The organism is Mycobacterium sp. SMC-21, assembly GCF_045310825.1.
Lineage (GTDB): Bacteria > Actinomycetota > Actinomycetes > Mycobacteriales > Mycobacteriaceae > Mycobacterium.
Map to the genome: position 1 here is coordinate 1 of NZ_JBJIAO010000018.1, position 18,954 is coordinate 18,954.

Annotated in this window: 13 protein-coding genes and 4 pseudogenes; 8 read left to right on the forward strand and 9 right to left on the reverse strand. The window is 66.8% G+C overall.

Annotated features, from left to right (window positions below):
* Positions 1-149 (reverse strand): annotated as a pseudogene (locus ACJH6H_RS17720) (porin); the annotation flags it as partial.
* Positions 150-641: 492 nt separating this feature from the next.
* Here ACJH6H_RS17720 and ACJH6H_RS17725 point away from each other — a divergent pair.
* Positions 642-962, forward strand: coding sequence for a hypothetical protein (locus ACJH6H_RS17725; RefSeq protein ID WP_061006805.1), 321 nt, complete (start codon positions 642-644; stop codon positions 960-962).
* A gap of 94 nt (positions 963-1,056) precedes the next feature.
* Here ACJH6H_RS17725 and istB read toward each other — a convergent pair.
* Both istB and istA read right to left on the reverse strand, forming a co-directional pair.
* A pseudogene (gene istB, locus ACJH6H_RS17730) lies at positions 1,057-2,040 on the reverse strand (IS21-like element helper ATPase IstB).
* Between the two features lies 1 nt (position 2,041).
* Positions 2,042-3,660, reverse strand: a pseudogene (gene istA, locus ACJH6H_RS17735) (IS21 family transposase).
* A gap of 169 nt (positions 3,661-3,829) precedes the next feature.
* On the opposite strand from istA, the gene ACJH6H_RS17740 reads away from it, so the two are divergent.
* On the forward strand, positions 3,830-4,027 hold the full coding sequence (locus ACJH6H_RS17740; RefSeq protein WP_061006803.1) for a hypothetical protein: 198 nt from the start codon (positions 3,830-3,832) through the stop codon (positions 4,025-4,027).
* Between the two features lie 548 nt (positions 4,028-4,575).
* On the opposite strand, the pseudogene ACJH6H_RS17745 reads toward ACJH6H_RS17740, so the two are convergent.
* From ACJH6H_RS17745 to rpmF, 6 genes and pseudogenes are all read right to left on the reverse strand, one after another.
* Positions 4,576-5,474, reverse strand: a pseudogene (locus ACJH6H_RS17745) (IS256 family transposase); the annotation flags it as partial.
* A gap of 275 nt (positions 5,475-5,749) precedes the next feature.
* Positions 5,750-6,274, reverse strand: coding sequence for a molybdenum cofactor biosynthesis protein B (locus ACJH6H_RS17750; RefSeq protein WP_133763292.1), 525 nt, complete (start codon positions 6,272-6,274; stop codon positions 5,750-5,752).
* Positions 6,275-6,294: 20 nt separating this feature from the next.
* A complete protein-coding gene (locus ACJH6H_RS17755; protein ID WP_061005706.1) occupies positions 6,295-7,710 on the reverse strand; it encodes a S1C family serine protease in 1,416 nt (471 codons plus the stop codon).
* Positions 7,711-7,821: 111 nt separating this feature from the next.
* Entirely contained in the window at positions 7,822-9,309 is a 1,488-nt protein-coding gene (locus tag ACJH6H_RS17760; RefSeq protein ID WP_061005743.1) for a HAMP domain-containing sensor histidine kinase, read from the reverse strand.
* A gap of 53 nt (positions 9,310-9,362) precedes the next feature.
* Entirely contained in the window at positions 9,363-10,049 is a 687-nt protein-coding gene (locus ACJH6H_RS17765) for a response regulator transcription factor (protein WP_020099048.1), read from the reverse strand.
* A 78-nt stretch (positions 10,050-10,127) separates the two neighbouring features.
* The gene (gene rpmF / locus ACJH6H_RS17770) at positions 10,128-10,304 is read right to left on the reverse strand and encodes a 50S ribosomal protein L32 (protein WP_061005745.1); all 177 of its coding nucleotides are present in this window, start codon (positions 10,302-10,304) and stop codon (positions 10,128-10,130) included.
* Positions 10,305-10,545: 241 nt separating this feature from the next.
* Between rpmF and ACJH6H_RS17775 the strand changes: the two genes are divergently transcribed.
* The 6 genes from ACJH6H_RS17775 to ACJH6H_RS17800 are packed head-to-tail and all read left to right on the forward strand — an operon-like array spanning position 10,546 to position 18,921.
* Complete coding sequence (locus ACJH6H_RS17775) at positions 10,546-12,246, forward strand: acyclic terpene utilization AtuA family protein (RefSeq protein ID WP_406775456.1); 1,701 nt, start codon at positions 10,546-10,548, stop codon at positions 12,244-12,246.
* Positions 12,243-13,391 (forward strand): acyl-CoA dehydrogenase family protein, encoded by a 1,149-nt coding sequence (locus ACJH6H_RS17780; protein WP_061005709.1) that lies wholly within the window; start codon positions 12,243-12,245, stop codon positions 13,389-13,391. Before ACJH6H_RS17775 ends, ACJH6H_RS17780 begins: the two co-directional genes overlap by 4 nt.
* Positions 13,388-14,983: an acyl-CoA carboxylase subunit beta gene (locus ACJH6H_RS17785; RefSeq protein ID WP_061005711.1), complete on the forward strand. Its 1,596-nt coding sequence runs from the start codon at positions 13,388-13,390 to the stop codon at positions 14,981-14,983. Before ACJH6H_RS17780 ends, ACJH6H_RS17785 begins: the two co-directional genes overlap by 4 nt.
* Positions 14,984-15,022: 39 nt before the next feature.
* The gene (locus ACJH6H_RS17790; RefSeq protein ID WP_406775457.1) at positions 15,023-16,981 is read left to right on the forward strand and encodes a biotin carboxylase N-terminal domain-containing protein; all 1,959 of its coding nucleotides are present in this window, start codon (positions 15,023-15,025) and stop codon (positions 16,979-16,981) included.
* Positions 16,982-16,983: 2 nt separating this feature from the next.
* Positions 16,984-18,141: an acyl-CoA dehydrogenase family protein gene (locus ACJH6H_RS17795; RefSeq protein ID WP_061005746.1), complete on the forward strand. Its 1,158-nt coding sequence runs from the start codon at positions 16,984-16,986 to the stop codon at positions 18,139-18,141.
* Positions 18,142-18,153: 12 nt separating this feature from the next.
* Positions 18,154-18,921, forward strand: coding sequence for an enoyl-CoA hydratase family protein (locus ACJH6H_RS17800; protein WP_073694336.1), 768 nt, complete (start codon positions 18,154-18,156; stop codon positions 18,919-18,921).
* The last annotated feature ends 33 nt before the right edge of the window (positions 18,922-18,954 follow it).

The following is an 18,954-nucleotide window of genomic DNA, read 5'->3' on the forward strand; positions in this document are numbered from 1 at the left end:
CACTGCTGCACCGTCAACGTCCGATCCTGACCATCGACCAGGCTCAGCTCATTGTCCAGACCCGCATGGGACGTCCCTGCCCCCGCGCCCAGGAACGGCGACGACACCGCCGCTGCCATCGCCAACAGCACCCGACCAACCACCCTCATGCTCTCCCCAACCTAGCCGGTGGCGCTAATACGCCATCCGTGCAACGGTCGCAAGATGTCCATATGTGTCCGATGGGCGAATTCGCATGTTGCTCTTGCCAATTCCACATCATTGAACACGAAATTCATGGACGGTTCGCGAGCTGGTGGCGGTGGAGCGGGTCAGGAACGTGCGGCCGGGGGTGGCGTCCCGGAAGGCGACCGGGTGGTGGTGGCCTGGGTGAATGCCAGCTTCCATGGAACCTCCGTCAACTAAGTGAAAATTGTTTTCATTAATGGCTGCCGACGATACCCGACACCCAAGGGCTTGTCGAAAATCGTTTCCAATAGGCGGCGCCTCAATGACCTCACGTGGCATGCCGTCCGCCGGTAACGTTTCCACCGTGCCGGAAGCGGCGACGGATGAACTGGCCTCGCTGGGGTTCTTCTCCAGTTGATCCGCCCCTGAACTACCCCAGGTTTTGTTCCGATCCGTATTGGAGGATTGGAATCATGCCGAAGCAGTATCGGCCGGAGATCCGGCACAAAGCGGTCCGCTTGGTGGCGGCGGTCATGGAGGAAGACTCGGTGCTGACCGAGTACGAGGCGATCCGCCGGGTCGCGGCCAAGATGCATGTGGCCGAGGAAACCGTGCGCCGGTGGTTGCGTAAGGCTCAGGTCGACGCTGGCGAGCGTACGGGCACCACCAGCGCCGAGCATGCGGAGATCCGTCGGCTCAAGCGTGAGCTCGCCGAGGCCTGCCGGGCCAACGAGATCCTCAAAGCCGCGTCGGCGTTTTTTGCCGCAGAGCTCGACCGCCCCACGACGAAATGATCGCGTTCATCGACACCTATCGCGGCCAGTTCGGGGTTGAGCTCATCTGCCGCACCCTGGGTGCCACACTCGTGGGCTGGATCACCTCGCGTGGCTATCGTGCCGCCAAATCCCGTGCAGTATCGGCACGTTCGATCAGCGACGCGCAACTGGTCGACACCATCAGGACCCTACACAAGCAGAATTTCTCGGTGTATGGGGTGAAGAAAATGCATGCTGTCGCTTGCCAAGGTGATGGGACCACCTGATTGCCAGGGGGATGGGACCACCGTGGCGCGTTATTGAGGATGCTCGTTGGCCTGGTCTGGGTCAAGCTGGCCGGGCGGGTGCGTTGGCGGTAGGACGGTCCTTCGATGACCAGGGTGTGGGCGGTGGCGGTGAGGCGGTCGATCGCTGATTGAGCCAGCAGGGTGTCGGCGGTCATGGTCAGCCATTCGGCGGGTTCTCGGTTCGAGGTCACGATGGTGGTCTTGGCGCGGTGGCGTTCGACGATGATTTCGTAGAAGTCGCTGGTCTCGGTGGCGCCGAGCGGGCGCAGGGCGAAGTCGTCGATGATGAGGACGTCGATGGCGGTCAGGCGGCGGATTTCGGTGTCGACGGTGTTGTCGAGGCGGGCGGCGCGCAGCCGGGTGAACAGTTTGTCCGATCGGGCGAACAGTACGGTGTGGCGTCGTCGAATTGCCATGTGCCCCAATGCTGTTGCCAGGTGTGTTTTGCCGACGCCGACGGGGCCGAGGATAATCGCGGATTGGCCTGCGTCAAGGAATCGCAGGGAGGTCAGGTCCCCGAGCAGGGTGCGGTCATAGCGCAAGTCCTCTTGTGTGGTCTAGGTGTCGAACCGCATGCTCGGGTCGAGTCCGGCCTTGGCGGATCGTAGTGCCGCGGAACGGGATTCGCGTCGGGTGACCTCGTCGGCGAGCAGTGTTTCGAGGAACCCGATGTGGCTGAGCTTGTGTTGACGGGCCAGGGCGGCGCGGTCGGGCAGTGTGTCGGCCAGGGCACCGAGTTTGAGGGTCTTCAGTAGCCGGAGCAGGTCGGTGCCGACCGGGTCTGCGGCGCTGCGGGGGGTGCTGGTCATGTCAGTTCTCCTCGGCGGGGGTGTTGGGGACAATGGTCAAAGTGTTTGTGGTGGTGGTGAATTCGGCTGGATCGCGGGCGAATCGGGTGGCGCCCTGCCCGACGGCTTGTGGTAGTGCCGGGGCGGTGTTCTCGGTGGCCCGCTCCAGCATGGAAGCGATCTTGTTGACCGAGACGACATCGAGCTCCAGTGACAGCGCGCACGCCGCCTCGACCCGGTCGGCGCCGTAGCGGCGCACCAAGCCCTGCAGCCGGTAGACGGTGCGCATCCGGGTCCATGGCAGCGGGTCATCCAGGATGCGTTCGGCGTAGATCCCGATGTTCGGACCGGCCGCGGCGCAGGTGGCGATCAGCGCGGACAAGTCCCGCAGTGCGTACCCGGCCTTGTGCTCGGGCAGATCGTCGCGGTCGGTGCTGCGCCCCCCTGGGCGTTGGCGGGGATGGATTTCACCAGTGTGCCGCGGTGGTAGAACTTGACCAGCTCACTGTCGGCACGCACATCCAGCGTGGTGCCGATCCACTGCTCGGGCAGCGAGTACAACGCTTTGCCGACCTCGGCGTGAAAATCCTTGTGCACCTTCACCTGTTTGAACACCGGTACGTCGTAGGCTCCCGGCGCCGGCAGCAGCACCGGGGCTTCCTCGGCGGTGAACACCTCCAGTGGGCGCGCGCAGGTGGTGCCGTGGATACGGCTACCAGCGGTCCGTGCGCACCACGTCGCCGCGGCCTGCTGCGCCGCATCGAGACTGGTGAAAGTCTCACCGTCCCAAAAGTTTCGGCGCACATGCTGCACCACGCGTTCCACCCGGGGTTTGTCTTTCGGGGACCGCACCCGCGCCGGGTCGGTGAGGAACCCGGCATGGGCGGCGTAGTCGAGCCACCCCTGGGTGAATCGCGGATTGAGCGCGTCCGCGGCGGCGATCACCGGTTTCAAGTTGTCGGGGATCAGCACCGCGAACACACCCCCGAAAAACGCCCACGCCGCCTGGGCGCCGGCGATCACCGCGGCCAGGGTCTGCGAATAGGACAGCCACACGAACATGTGACGGGAGTACACGGCGGTGAAGATCAACGCATGCACCCGCCGGCGCCGTCCATCGGTGGCGTCGGTGAGCATCCCGAGATAGCCGAAATCGATCTGGCACTCGATCCCCGGGTCACCGTCAGCGACCCGCACGGTGGTGTCTTTGCGGCCGAAACCGCAACGCTCACTGGCGAATCGGTGCAATGTGCGATACGGCACCACACAGCCCTGCCGGGCTAACAGGGTATGGATCTTGGTGACCGTCAACGGCCGCTGCTCACCCTTACCGGCCACCCACGCGCGGATCTGCTCCTCGAACGCGACGAGTTGCTCCCACGCCGCACCATGGCCGTTCAGACGGGCCGGACGCACCGCTTCGGCGACCGCCCCGACCAACCCGTCATCGATGGCGCTCACGTCGTCACTGCGGCGTAACCCGGCCGCCTGGGCGGCCTCGACGTAGCGGCGCACCGTTTTTCGGTCCACGCCGCAATGAGCGGCGATGGTGCGGTATCCAGGTGCGGGCAGCCCCGCCACCCCCAGCCACACCCGAAGTACTTCCCTGATCTCGTTCACACTGACCTCCCGAAAAGCCATGCCGCCGACCTCCGTGACTTGCGCTGTCACGGCGATCGAACGAACAAATGAAGGGACCACCGACGCGGCGCGCCGGTGGTCCCATAACCGGCAATCCAGGTGGTCCCATCACCCTGGCAAAAATCAGATCAGAGTGGTCCCAAGCTCATGGCAGGCGACACATGCTCTGATGCGGCGGGAAGGCTACGCCGTCGGCCGTGAACAGACCCGCCGGCTGATGCGCCTGGCCGGGGTACGCGGAGTGCACCGCGGGCGGCGGGTGTTCACCACCCACGTCGATCCTGATCTGACCAAACCGAAGGACCTGGTGAAGCGCAATTTCTTTGCCACCCAACCGAATCAGCTGCGGGTGGTCGACATCACCTAATGGGAGAGTCGGATTTCGTTCCGACACGCAGGAGGCGAACCGGCAGGGGTCACTGAGATTTCACCGATCCGGGCGCAGTCTGGCCGGTGAGCTGCCGGCAGGTGATCACTGCATGTGATGACACGGACGCGTCAGAGATCTCTTATGTAGACGGTGACCCTGCCGGTCCGCCACGAGGTACGTGATCGGCTAGTGAGATGCCGCGCCATCGAGCGCTGTCCATTAGGTCGCCGCACCAGCCTCGAGCTCAACGAAGGAGAACACGCGGCAACTGGAACGGAGACAACTACATGACGCTGACCTGCGGGGTCGACTGGGCCGAGGTGGTGCTTGGCCAACGGCCAGATGTGGGACGACATCGCTGCCTGGCCACACCGAGAGCAGGAAAATCCGGCCGCTGCTTGACAACTCACTCGCGTGGGATGTCTACGTCCGATTGGCCGGCGGGGCGTTCGTGGACACCGCGTTCGCCATCGACGCCTACGCCGGGCGGATCGTGGGCTGAGAATGCGCCACCGGCAACACCGACATATTGGTGCGGACCACCATCACCCAGGCCGCAGCACTGCGGGTTGTTCGAGTGCTTCCTTCCAGTTGGTGACCACCTGCCCTTCCACGAGGCGTCCAGGGGCTGTGCGGCCCTGTTTCTGGCCGCGTTCCTTGGCCCGCTCGGCGGCGCGTTTGTCTTCGATGTTGCAGATCGCCAGCCACAGCAATTTGACCACTGCGGCGTCGTTGGGGAACTGGCCGCGGTGCTTGATGATCTTGCGCAACTGATATTCAACGACTCGATTGAGTTGGTCGTGTAGATCACCCGGCGCAGCTCGGGCGGGAACGCCAAAAACGGGATGAACTGCTCCCATGCCCGTTCGAAAACCATTGTCACCGTTGGGTTCTTCTTCCCCAGCTCCGAGGCGGCGAACGCGTCCAACTCGACGCGGGCAGCGTCGGCATCGGCTGCGGTGTAGATCGGCTTGAGCGCCGCGGCCACGGCCTTGCGGTCGCCGTAGGACACGAACCGCAGCGCGTTGCGGAGTCAGGTGCACCACGCAGGTCTGCACCGCGGCCTGCGACCAGGTCGCGGCGATCGCCTCCGGAAAGCCCGTGAGCCCGTCGCAGCACACGATCAGCACGTCCTTGACACCCCGATTGGCCAGGTCCGCGCACACCGACGCCCAGAACGAGGCACCTTCATTGGGCTGGACCCAGATCCCCAGAACGTGCTTGACCCCGGCCATATCCACGCCCACCGCGATGTGCGCGGCCTTGTTGCGGGTGTGGCCACCGTCTTTGACCTTCACGATCATCGCGTCGAGGTAGATCACCGGATACAGCGGCTCCAACGGCCGGCGCTGCCAGGCCAGCACCTCATCGGAGATCTCTCGTCGACGATCTTGGAGATCGTCTCGTGCGACACTTCGGTCCCGATCGTCGACGCGAGGTGAAATGTTGTTCAGCTGTGGTGCGGCGGGACGTTTTCCCGTAGCCAGCGATCCCGGTCACCATCCCCCGAATCTGGCTGATCGTTACATTCGTCCCGGGTAACGTCCGGCAAAACGTCGCCGAACACCTTGTTAACTAGGTCGCGCGAGGGCTGTGTATCGCTCATCACAAGCCACCACGAGTGTGATCAAGATCACACCTTTGCCAAATTGAAGGGTTCAGGTGGGACGAGCCCATGACCACTCCGTTCGACCATCGAGCCCCATGGGAGCTCAGCTATCAGATGTCCAGGCTGGACAGCTGCGCGATGATGTACGCCGCCAACGGCCCCAGCGTCGCCATACCGTCGCGCACCGACGCACGCGAGCCGGCGATGTTGACCACCAGCGTGCTTCCCGAGACGCCGGCAAGGCCGCGCGACAGGCCCGCGTCCGAGATACCGGCCGCCAACCCCGACGACCGCAGCGCCTCGGCGATACCGAGTAGCTCGCGATCGAGCATGGTGCGGGTGGCTTCGGGAGTCACATCCCGGGGGCTGACGCCGGTGCCACCGACGGAGATGACGAGATCGACACCACCGATCACCGCGGTGTTGAGGGCGTTGCGAATCTCGATCTCATCGGCGGGGACCACGACGACGCCGTCGACGAGGAAGCCGGCCTCACCGAGCAGTTCGGTGACCAACGGGCCGCTGTGATCCTCTTCGCCGTGCGCGGTCCGGTCATCCACGACCACGACGAGAGCGCGCCCGGCCAATTCCCCTGCCTGTTCCATGCCTGTCACCGTATATCCCGCCTCTGACATCGAACTCGGCCCTGCACTCATCACTGTTGCGCCTTTCCCAGGGTCACCTGAACGGTCTGCGGTTTGCCCGCGGTGTCGAGGTAGGTCAACGTGACCTTGTCGCCGGGCGCCTTCGAGCGCACGGCAGCTACCAGCGCGTCGGCGCTGCTGATCACCCGGTCGTCCACCTTGGTCACCACCACACCACTCGGCAGACCGGCCGACTGAGCCGCCCCACCGTTGGTGACGTCGACGATCTTGGCCCCGTCGATGGCCTTGTCATTACCCACCTGCACGCCGAGCGACGCATGGCTGGCGATGCCGTTCTTGATCAGCTCGTCGGCGATGCGCTTGGCCTGGTCCACCGGAATGGCGAAGCCCAGGCCGATCGAACCGCTCTGCGACTGGCCGGAATCCCCGCCGAGCGTCGCGATCGCCGAGTTGATGCCGACCAGCTCGCCGCTCATGTTGACGAGCGCGCCACCGGAGTTGCCGGGGTTGATCGCGGCGTCGGTCTGGATGGCGTCCAGCACGGTGTTCTGGTTCTTGGCATCGCCGCCGGCGGCGACGGGGCGATTCAGCGAGCTGATGATGCCCTCGGTCACCGTGCCCTGCAGACCCAGCGGCGAACCGACGGCCACCACCTGCTGACCCACCACCAGGTTGGACGACGATCCCAGCGCGATGGGCGTCAGGCCCGAGACGCCCTTGGCCCGCACGACTGCGATGTCACTGCTCGGATCCGTCCCGACGATCTGGAACGTCGCGGTGCTACCGGTGTTGAACGTGACCTTGGTCTGCACCGGCGGAGCCCCGGGCGGCGGGGCGTCTTTGGCACCGGCCACCACGTGGTTGTTGGTGAGGATGAGCCCGTCGGCGGACAGGATGATGCCCGAGCCCTCCTCGGAGGCCCGGCCCATGTCGGTCTCGAGTTTCACGACACTGGGCACCACCTTGGCGGCGACCTGCTCCACCGAACCGATCGGCGCATTCCCGGCGTGCTGTCCGCGCGCCGAACCGCCCAACGAGGTCGAGCTGCTCGAGTAGTCGGGCTGCGCCAGCATCACGATGCCGCCGCCGATACCCGCGGACACCAGTGCCACCGCCGCCATACCGGCGATCAGAGGCCCTGTGCGGGAACGGTTTTGCGGCCGGGGCGCGATCGAAGGCCGGCCGTTCGGCGACCCGTTGCGATAGGGGTCGTACGGCTGCGTGCCGTACTGGCCCGTCGAGTACTGGCCGGTGGCGTACGAACCGGTCTGGTGCTGCCCCGTCTGGTACTGACCGGTCGAGTAGCTGCCCGTGGGGTACTGCCCGGTGTTCTGTTGCTGGCCGGCGTAGCGCCAGTCGTACGACGACCCCTGCTGCGGCGACGCGCCGTAGCCAGGTGCGGACTGATAGGAATCAGGACGCCGACCGGACTCGGGCTGCTGCGAGTACCTCGGGTGATTCGTCATTACTGGTCGACACTCTTCCTGTATTTCCGATCCGTTGCCGGGACAACGAACGACATGACCCGACGGTGCCCTTTCGGGCTGAGAATCCACTGAGACACCACAGGCCGCACCCTAGACTTCCTCCCCCGTCCGGGCAGGTTCATTTTCCGTGGTCACGCCCGTTACGTCCAGCCCAGAGGGCCGGTGTGTTGCGGTCACGCCCGAGGGCCGTCCCGGCAACACGAGATGGATCGACGTGCCCGGCGGCGACCCGCCCGGCACGGTGTCCTCGATCCGCAGTGCGCCACCATGTTTGAGCACAACCTGCTTGACGATGGCCAGCCCGAGACCGGAACCGGGCATCGCCCGTGCCGTCGTCGACCGGTAGAAGCGCTCGAACACCAGCGCCCGCTCCTGCGGCGGGATACCCGGCCCCCAGTCGGACACCACGAGCTCGGCGTGCGTCGGATTGATGCGCCCGAGCCGGACCACCACCACCGAGCCGGCCGGACTCCACTTGGCGGCGTTGTCGAGCAGGTTCAGCACCGCCCGGGACAACCCGGCCCCGTCGCCGTACACCTGCCAGCCGGCGATGTCGACGTCGAAGTCAATGTCGTTGCGGCGGCGGCGAACTCGTTCCAGACTGCGCTCGACGACCTCGGCCATCTCGACGGGCTCGTGGACCGTCACCGCGGCGTCGTCGCGGGTCAGGTCGACCAGGTCGCCGACGAGCGTGGACAGCTCCTCGATCTGGGCGATGACGTCGGACTGCAGACCCGCCATCTCCTCCTCGGGGAACGGCGGCGCACCGGGTGCCATGGCCGCCATCAGCAGTTCGACATTGGTCCGCAGTGACGTCAGCGGTGTGCGCAACTCATGCCCGGCATCCGACACCAACCGGGCCTGCCGGTCTCTCGACTCGGCGAGCGCCCGCAACATCATGTTGAAAGCCTCTGTCAGCCTGGCCAATTCGTCATTGCCGTACACCGGGATGGGGCGCAGATCATCGGTGCGGGCCACGCGTTCGGTGGCCTCAGTCAACCGGGCCACGGGTCTCAGCCCGGTCCGCGCGACCGTGCCACCGGCGATCGCGGCGACGGCCATGCCGATTCCACCCACGATGAGCAAAATGGTGCCCAGCCGTTTGAGCACCTGGCTGGTGGGCCAGAGATTCTTCGAGATCAGCAGCGAGTTACCCGACTGCAGATGCACCGCCAGCACGCGCTGATAGTTGGTGGTACGCAACGACATCAGCAGCTTGCCGGCGATGACGTCCTTCTCCGGCGTCCCGAGCGGCAGCGTCTGCCCCTGCTGATTCGCGGTGTAGATCGACTGGCCCGGGATGACGTACATCGCGTTGACGTCCGAGTAGGCGGTGCCCTCGATGGCCTTGCCGGGGTCGACGGCCAGGGAACCGCTCTCGATGAGCAGTTGCGCGCGGCTGTGCAACTGGTTGTCGATGTCGCCGTACAGCGCCTTGGACACCACCACGTACACCGCGACCGACATGAGGACGACGACCATCGCCACCATCGACATCGCGAGCAGCATGACGCGCCATTTCAGCGACACCGAGCTGGCGTCGTGTTGCACCGTGCCGTCCGGCGTCGTCGCCGGCATCTGCGGCACTTCCCGCATCTTCCGATCCACGGTTGCGCGAAGCTTGTCGAGCATCAGGGCGGCGTCTCACGCAGCACGTAACCCACGCCGCGCACGGTATGGATCAGGCGTGGTTCTCCCTCGGCCTCGGTCTTGCGGCGCAGGTACCCGACGTAGACCTCGAGGGCATTGCCCGACGTCGGAAAATCGAAGCCCCACACCTCTTCGAGGATCCGGCTGCGGCTGAGTACCCGGCGCGGGTTGTGGATGAGCATCTCGAGCAGCGAGAACTCGGTGCGGGTCAGGCTGATCGACCGGGACCCCCGGGTGACCTCGCGGGTCACCGGATCGAGGCTGAGGTCGGAAAACGTCAACGCCGCCGACTCGGCGCCGTCGGCGGGGCCGGTACGGCGGAGCAGGGCCCGCATCCGGGCCAGGAGCTCCTCGAGCGCGAAAGGCTTCGGCAGGTAATCGTCGGCACCGGCGTCGAGGCCGGCCACCCGCTCATCGATCGAGTCACGGGCGGTCAGCATCAGCACCGGAAGGTCGTCACCGCTGCTGCGCAGCTGACGGCAGACACCGCGGCCGTCGAGCCGGGGCATCATGTCGTCGAGCACGACAGCGTCGGGCCGGTCGCTGGAGATGCGCTCCAGCGCCTCGACACCGTCTTGCGCCAGTTCGACCGAGTACCCGTTGAAAGTCAGTGACCGACGCAGTGATTCGCGTACAGCGCGGTCATCGTCGACTACAAGGATTCGCACAGGCACAGTCTCACCCCACCATCTGAGAGCGGACTGAGAAGGCGCGCCACGCGGGCGCGAGAAAAACCGTCAGTCGGTTCAGGCGCGGCGGTCGAGGTCGATCAGACCCAGACGCGCGGCCTTGAGCAGGCGACGCGGCACCTTGTGTGCCTGACCTGCGACGTTCACGTTGACCAGGCCAGTGGCCTCGGCCTTCCACTGCGCGCGACGGCTACGGGTGTTCGAGCGCGACATCCTGCGCTTGGGCACAGCCATGATGTGCACCTCTCTGACTAAACGGAATTGCTTGCGGTCGGCCGCGTCGCGAACAAATAGGGCCTGGGGGCGCTCTATTGCTTCTCGCGTGCGCAGCGATTGCACCTCAGGATAGCCGTCGACCTGCGTAGGCTCCAAAACGTCGCCCCAACCGGGCAACACGCAACCCCCAGCCCCCTTGACTCGGTACCGCTAGTACCGACTAACCTCCCTACCGGTTGGTTGAACGACGGGAGTGTGTGTGACATCACCAGCAGTCCGGATCGGTAACTGCTCAGGGTTCTATGGCGACCGGCTGGCGGCGATGCACGAGATGCTCGCCGGGGGTGAGCTGGACTACCTGACCGGCGACTACCTCGCCGAGCTGACCATGATGATCCTCGCGCGGGACCGGGCCAAGAACCCCGACCTCGGGTACGCCAAGACCTTCCTGCGCCAACTGGAGCAGTCCCTCGGCCTCGCCCTGGACAAGGGCGTGAAGATCGTGGCCAACGCCGGCGGCCTCAATCCGGCGGGCCTGGCAGCAGCGGTACGCGCCCTGGCCGACAAGCTCGGGCTGTCGGTCAACGTGGCACACGTCGAGGGCGACGATCTCGTGGCGCGCGCTGACGAGCTCGGCTTCGGCACCCCGCTGTCGGCCAACGCCTACCTCGGCGCCTGGGGCATCGTGGACTGCCTGAAGTCCGGCGCCGACGTCGTCGTCACCGGCCGGGTCACCGACGCCTCGGTGATCGTCGGACCGGCCGCCGCCCACTTCGGCTGGGCCCGAACCGACTACGACGCACTCGCCGGTGCCATCGCCGCCGGCCACGTCATCGAATGCGGCACGCAGGCCACCGGTGGCAACTTCAGCTTCTTCACCGAGATTCCCGACCTCATCCGCCCCGGTTTCCCGCTGGCGGAGATCTCCGCCGACGGGTCGTCGGTGATCACCAAGCACCCCGGCACCGGCGGACGCGTCAGCGTCGACACCGTCACCGCGCAGCTGCTGTATGAGATCACCGGCGCGCGTTACGCCAACCCCGACGCGACCCTGCGGGTCGACTCGCTGGAGCTGACGTCCGACGGCGCGGACCGGGTCCGCATCTCCGGCGTCCGCGGCGAGGCGCCGCCGCCCACGTTGAAGGTGTCGCTCAACAGCATCGGCGGCTTCCGCAATGCGGCGTCGTTCATCCTCACCGGACTCGACATCGAAGCGAAGGCCGATCTGCTGCAGCGCCAGCTGGAAGCCAGCATCACGGCGCGCCCGGCCGAGTTGCAGTGGACGCTGGCCCGGACCGACCATCCCGACGCCGACACCGAGGAGCGCGCCAGCGCGCTGCTGCACTGCGTGGTGCGCGACCCCGATCCGGCCAAGGTCGGCCGCCAATTCTCCGCGGCGGCAGTCGAACTCGCGCTGGCCAGCTACCCGGGATTCACCACCACCGCACCCCCGGGAGACGGCCAGGTGTACGGCCTGTTCAAGCCCGGATACGTTGACGCGACCCTGGTGCCGCACGTGGCGGTGCTGGCCGACGGCACCCGGGTCGACATCGAGCCGTCCGCGCAGACGCTGGAGTTGGGGCCCGTCGCCGACCCGGCCCTGCCGGACCCGCTGCCGGCCGGGCCGAGCCGTCGAGCACCGCTGGGCACCATCGCCGGGGCCCGCAGCGGCGACAAGGGCGGGTCCGCGAATGTCGGTGTCTGGGTCCGCACCGATGCCCAATGGCGTTGGCTGGCACACACATTGACGGTCGAGAAGCTGCGTGAACTCCTCCCCGAGGCGGCCGAGCTGCCCGTCACCCGGCACCTGCTGCCCAACCTGCGCGCCGTCAACTTCGTCATCGAGGGGATCCTCGGCGAAGGCGTCGCGTACCAGGCCCGATTCGACCCCCAGGCCAAGGGCCTCGGGGAATGGCTACGAACCCGTCATCTCGACATCCCGGAGGAACTGATCTCGTGAGCATCTGGACCACGCCCGAACGTGACGCACTGCGAAAGACGGTGCGCGCGTTCGCCGAACGCGAGATCCTGCCCCACGTCGACGAGTGGGAGCGCAGCGGCGAGCTGCCCCGTTCGCTGCACGAGGCAGCCGGCGCGGCCGGCCTGTTGGGCGCCCAGGCACCCGAATCCGTCGGTGGCGGGGGCGGCGACGGTGCCGACGCCGTGATCGTCTGCGAGGAACTGCATTACGCCGGCGTGCCCGGCGGCGTCTTCGCGTCGCTGTTCACGTGCGGCATCTCCACGCCGCACATGATCGCCTCCGGCGATCAGCGGCTGATCGACACCTACGTGCGACCGACGTTGCAGGGCAAGATGATCGGCTCACTGGCCATCACCGAACCCGGCGGCGGCTCCGACGTCGGGCACCTGACCACCCGCGCCGACCGCGACGGCGACGACTTCATCATCAACGGCGCCAAGACCTACATCACCTCCGGTGTGCGGGCCGACTATGTCGTGACCGCAGTGCGCACGGGAGGCCCTGGCGCAGCGGGTGTTTCGCTGATCGTGGTGGACAAGGACACGCCGGGCTTCACCGTCAGCCGCAAGCTGGAGAAGATGGGCTGGCGTTCGTCGGACACCGCCGAGCTGTCCTACGTCGACGTCCGCGTCCCGGCCGCCAACCTCGTCGGGCCCGAGAACTCCGGCTTCCTGCAGATCGCGGGCGCCTTCGTCTCCGAGCGGGTCGGCCTCGCCGCCCAGGCGTATGCGAGCGCGCAGCGCTGCCTGGACCTGACCGTGCAGTGGTGCCGGGACCGCGAGACGTTCGGCCGGCCGCTCATCACGCGGCAGTCGGTGCAGAACACCCTCGCCGAGATGGCGCGGCGCATCGACGTCGCCCGGGTGTACACGCATCACCTGGTCGAGCGGGAGCTCGCCGGTGAGACGAACCTGATCGCCGAGGTCTGTTTCGCGAAGAACACGGCCGTCGAGGCCGGTGAGTGGGTGGCCAATGCGGGCGTCCAGTTGTTCGGCGGCATGGGCTACATGGCCGAGTCGGAAATCGAACGGCAGTACCGCGACATGCGCATCATCGGCATCGGCGGCGGCACCACCGAGATTCTCACCTCGCTGGCTGCCAAGACGTTGGGATTCCAGTCATGACCGCCCTCAAATCTCGGCTCGACACCGCGGCGGCGGGCTACACCGAAGCAGCCGCGGCGATGACGGCCAAGCTCACCGAGCTGGATGCCGAACACGCCAAGGCGCTGGCCGGAGGCGGCGCGAAATACGTTGACCGCCACCATGCCCGCGGCAAGCTGACCGCGCGCGAGCGCATCGAGCAGCTCGTGGATCCGGACTCGCCGTTCCTGGAGCTCAGTCCGCTGGCTGCGTGGGGCAGCGACTTCGTCGTCGGTGCCAGCCTCGTCACCGGTATCGGTGTCGTCGAGGGCGTCGAGTGCCTGATCGTTGCCAACGATCCGACCGTCAAGGGCGGCACGAGCAATCCGTGGACGCTCAAGAAGATCCTGCGCGCCAACCAGATTGCCCGCGAGAACCGGCTGCCGGTGATCTCGATGGTCGAGTCGGGCGGCGCGGATCTGCCCACGCAGAAGGAAATCTTCATTCCCGGCGGCGCGATGTTCCGCGACCTCACCCGGCTGTCGGCGGAGGGCATCCCGACCATCGCGTTGGTGTTCGGCAACTCGACCGCCGGCGGCGCCTACATCCCCGGCATGTCCGACCACGTGGTGATGATCAAGGAACGCTCCAAGGTGTTCCTGGCCGGCCCGCCGCTGGTCAAGATGGCCACCGGCGAGGAATCCGACGACGAATCCCTCGGTGGCGCCGAAATGCACTCCCGCACCTCGGGTCTCGGCGACTACTTCGCGCAGGACGAGCTCGACGCCATCCGCATCGGCCGGCGCATCGTGGCCCGGCTGAACTGGCGCAAGCAGGGCCCGACGCCGGCGCCGGTGGTGCCGCCGCTGTATCCCGAAGACGAACTGCTGGGCATCGTCGGCGCCGATCTGCGCATCCCGTTCGATCCGCGCGACGTCATCGCCCGCATCGTCGACGGCTCGGACTTCGACGAGTTCAAGCCGCTGTACGGCTCGTCGCTGGTGACCGGCTGGGCCAACCTGTGGGGCTACCCGGTCGGCATCCTGGCCAACGCGCGCGGCGTGTTGTTCAGCGAGGAATCACAGAAGGCGACCCAGTTCATCCAGCTGGCCAACCGGTCCGACACGCCATTGCTGTTCCTGCACAACACGACCGGCTACATGGTCGGCAAGGCGTACGAGGAAGGCGGGATGATCAAGCACGGCTCGATGATGATCAACGCCGTCTCCAATTCGAAGGTGCCACACATCTCGCTGCTCATCGGCGCCTCCTACGGCGCCGGCCACTACGGCATGTGCGGCCGGGCCTACGACCCACGGTTCCTGTTCGCCTGGCCCAGCGCGAAATCCGCGGTGATGGGCGGCGCGCAGCTGGCCGGCGTGCTTTCCATCGTCAGCCGCGCGGCCACCGAAGCCCGCGGCGGCCAGGTCGATGAAGCCGCCGATGCCGCATTGCGTGCCGCCGTCGAAGCGCAGATCGACGCCGAATCACTGCCGGCGTTCCTGTCCGGCCGGCTCTACGACGACGGCATAATCGACCCCCGCGATACCCGCACCGTGCTGGGAATGTGCTTGTCCGCCATTGCCAATGCGCCGATCGAGGGGACGTCGAATTTCGGCGTCTTCCGGATGTGACCGTGATGAGCGCTCGCGCGAAGAACAGAAAGCACAGCGATGATTCATAAAGTCTTGGTCGCCAACCGCGGTGAAATCGCCCGCCGGGTGTTCGCCACCTGCCGCCGGCTCGGCATCGGCACCGTCGCGGTGTACACCGACCCCGACGCGGCCGCCCCGCACGTCGCCGAGGCCGACGACCGCGTGCGCCTGGAGGGTCGCACCGGTTATCTCGATGCCGCCCAGCTGATCGCCGCGGCCAAGGCGTCCGGCGCCGACGCGATTCACCCCGGCTACGGATTCCTCTCGGAGAACCCGGATTTCGCGGCCGCGGTGCAGGACGCCGGGCTGACGTGGATCGGTCCGCCGGTGGCCGCCGTGCAGGCCATGGGTTCCAAGATCGAGGCCAAGAAGCTGATGTCTGCGGCCGGCGTTCCGGTGCTGACCGAGCTGGACCCCGACACCGTCACCGCCGACCAGCTGCCGGTACTGATCAAGGCCTCTGCCGGCGGCGGCGGTCGCGGCATGCGGGTGGTGCGCGAATTGTCCGCGCTGCCGGCCGAAGTCGCGGCCGCACAGCGCGAGGCGCAGTCCGCGTTCGGCGATCCGACGGTGTTCTGCGAGCGCTACCTGGCCAGTGGCCACCACATCGAGGTCCAGGTGATGGCCGATGCGCACGGCACGGTCTGGGCCGTCGGCGAGCGTGAGTGCTCCATTCAGCGGCGACACCAGAAGGTGATCGAGGAAGCGCCGTCCCCGCTCGTCGAGCGGACGCCGGGCATGCGCGCCAAGCTGTTCGAGGCGGCCCGACTGGCGGCCACCGCGATCGGGTACACCGGTGCCGGCACCGTCGAGTTCATGTCCGACGGAGGTGGCGACTTCTTCTTCCTGGAGATGAACACCCGCCTGCAGGTCGAGCACCCGGTCACCGAGGAGACCACCGGACTGGATCTGGTCGAACTGCAATTGGACGTGGCCGACGGTGGTGCGCTCGCAGCGGAACCGCCCGCGACGCAAGGACATTCGATCGAGGCCCGGCTCTACGCCGAGGATCCGGCCAAGGACTGGCAGCCGCAGGCCGGCACGGTGCACCGATTCGAGGTACCGGGTGTGCGGACCGAGTTCAGCCTTTTGGGTCGGGCCGGAACGCGCGTCGACTCCGGCATCGTCGACGGTTCGGTGGTGTCGGTGTTCTACGACCCGATGCTGGCCAAGGTGATCTCGTTCGCGCCGACGCGCGACCGGGCCGCGGCGATCCTCGCCGATGCGTTGTCCCGCGCGCGCATCCACGGTCTGCGCACCAACCGCGACCTGTTGGTGAATGTGTTGCGGCACCCCGCGTTCCTGGCCGGTGACACCGACACCGCGTTCTTCGACACACACGGCCTGGCCGAACTGGCGGCACCGGCGGACACCGACGTCGCGCTGGCCGCCGTCGCCGCGGCCCTGGCCGATGCGGCACACAACCGCGCCACGGCAACGGTTTTCGCCGCGGCACCGAGTGGTTGGCGGAACCTCGCGTCGGGCTACCAGAGCCGTACGTACAGTGACGCGGCCGGCGCCGAACACCAGGTGCGGTACCGATACGCGCGCGCCGGCGTCGAGCTGCCCGACCGCGACGACGTCACCGTCGTGACCGCCGATCCCACTCGAGTGGTGTTGTCGGTCAACGGAGTTGAACGTTCGTTCGACGTCGCCCGATACGGTGCCGACGTTTTCGTCGACTCCCCCGCCGGTGCCGTCCACCTCGTGGCCCAGCCGCGATTCCCGGACCCGGACGCGGCGGTCGCGCAGGGCTCGCTGCTGGCGCCGATGCCCGGACTCGTGGTCCGGGTCGGTGCGGCCATCGGTGACTCGGTCACCGCCGGCCAGCCCCTGATCTGGCTGGAAGCCATGAAGATGGAACACACCATCGCCGCACCGGATTCCGGTGTGCTCACCGAACTCAACGTGCAACCCGGCCAACAGGTCGATGTCGGCGCTGTGCTGGCCCGGGTCGAAACCCCAGAAGGAGAATGACCATGTCTTTCATCGAATCCGACGAGCGCAAGGCGCTCCGCGAGGCCGTCGTCGCGATGGCCTCGAAGTTCGGCCAGGACTACTTCCTGGAGAAGGCCCGCGCCGGCCAGCACACCGACGAATTGTGGGCCGAGGCAGGCAAGCACGGCTTCCTGGGCGTCAACATGCCCGAGGAGTATGGCGGTGGCGGTGCCGGCATGTACGAGCTGAGCCTGGTCATGGAAGAGATGGCCGCCAACGGCTGTCCGCTGCTGATGATGGTGGTCTCGTCGGCCATCAACGGCACCATCATCTCCAAGTACGGCACCGAAGATCAGAAGAAGCGCTGGGTGCCGGGTCTCGCGGACGGCTCGCTCACCATGGCCTTCGCGATCACCGAACCCGACGCCGGCTCCAACAGCCACCGCATCACCACGACGGCGCGCCGCGACGGCGGCGACTGGATCCTGTCCGGCCAGAAGGTCTTCATCTCGGGCATCGACCAGGCCGACGCCGTGCTGGTCGTCGGGCGCACCGAGGACCACAAGACCGGCAACCTCAAGCCGGCACTGTTCGTGGTCCCAACCGATGCACCGGGCCTGAGCTGGACCAAGATCGAGATGGAGATCATCAGCCCCGAGAGCCAGTTCCAGGTGTTCCTGGACGAGGTGCGGCTGCCCGCCGACGCGCTCGTCGGCTCCGAGGACGCCGCGATCGCGCAGCTGTTCGCGGGCCTGAACCCGGAGCGGATCATCGGTGCGGCCATGGCCGTCGGCACCGGTCGACTCGCGATCCGCACCGCGACCGAGTACGTCAAGACCCGTCAGGTCTGGAAGGTGCCGATCGGTTCGCACCAGGGCATCTCGCACCCGCTGGCTCAGATCCACATCGAGCTCGAGCTGGCCAAGCTGATGATGCAGAAGGCCGCCACGCTGTACGACGCCGGTGACGACTTCGGTGCCGCCGAAGCCGCCAACATGGCCAAGTACGCCGCAGGCGAGGCCTCGGTCCGCGCGGTCGACCAGGCCGTGCAGTCGCTCGGCGGCAACGGCCTGACGAAGGAGTACGGCATCGCCGCCGCGGTCACGGCGTCGCGACTGGCGCGCATCGCTCCGGTCAGCCGTGAGATGGTGCTTAACTTCGTGGCGCAGACCTCGCTGGGTCTGCCGCGCTCGTACTGACAGGAAAGTCTCATGACCGCACTGGTCCACTACTCCGTCGAAAACGGTGTCGCCCGGCTGACGCTGGACTCACCGCACAACCGCAATGCGATGTCGACCGCGCTGGTGGACCAGTTGCGGCAGGGCCTCACCGATGCTGCGGACGATCCGGGCGTGCGGGTCGTGGTGCTCGGCCACACCGGCGGCACGTTCTGCGCCGGGGCCGATCTGAGTGAAGCCGCGGGTCGCGACCCCGGCGACCTGGCCACCGCGCGGGCGCTGGAGGCCGCCGGGTTGCTGCGGTCGATTCTGGAGCTGCCCGTTCCGGTGATCGCCGCGATCGATGGTCACGTCCGCGCCGGCGGCATGGGGTTGATCGGGGCCTGCGACCTCGTGGTCGCGGGCACCGCCAGTACCTTCGCCCTCACCGAGGCCAGGATCGGCGTGGCGCCCTCGATCATTTCGCTGACGCTGCTGCCGAAGATGACGGCCCGCGCGGCCGGTCGCTTCTTCGTGACAGGCGAGAAGTTCGGCGCCGAGGAAGCCGAACGCATCGGCCTGGTGACCGTCGCGACTAATGACGTACCGGCGACCGTGGCGCAGCTGACGGACGAGATCACCAAGGGTTCACCGCAGGGTCTGGCCGCATCCAAGGCACTGACCACGGCGTCGATCCTGGCCGATTTCGACCGCGACGCCGAGAAGCTGGCCAATCAGTCGGCGCAGCTGTTCGTCTCCGACGAGGCCCGGGAAGGCATGATGGCCTTCCTCCAGAAGCGGCAGCCGAACTGGAATAAGTGATCCATATCCCGTAACGGATGGGACATCGATGCG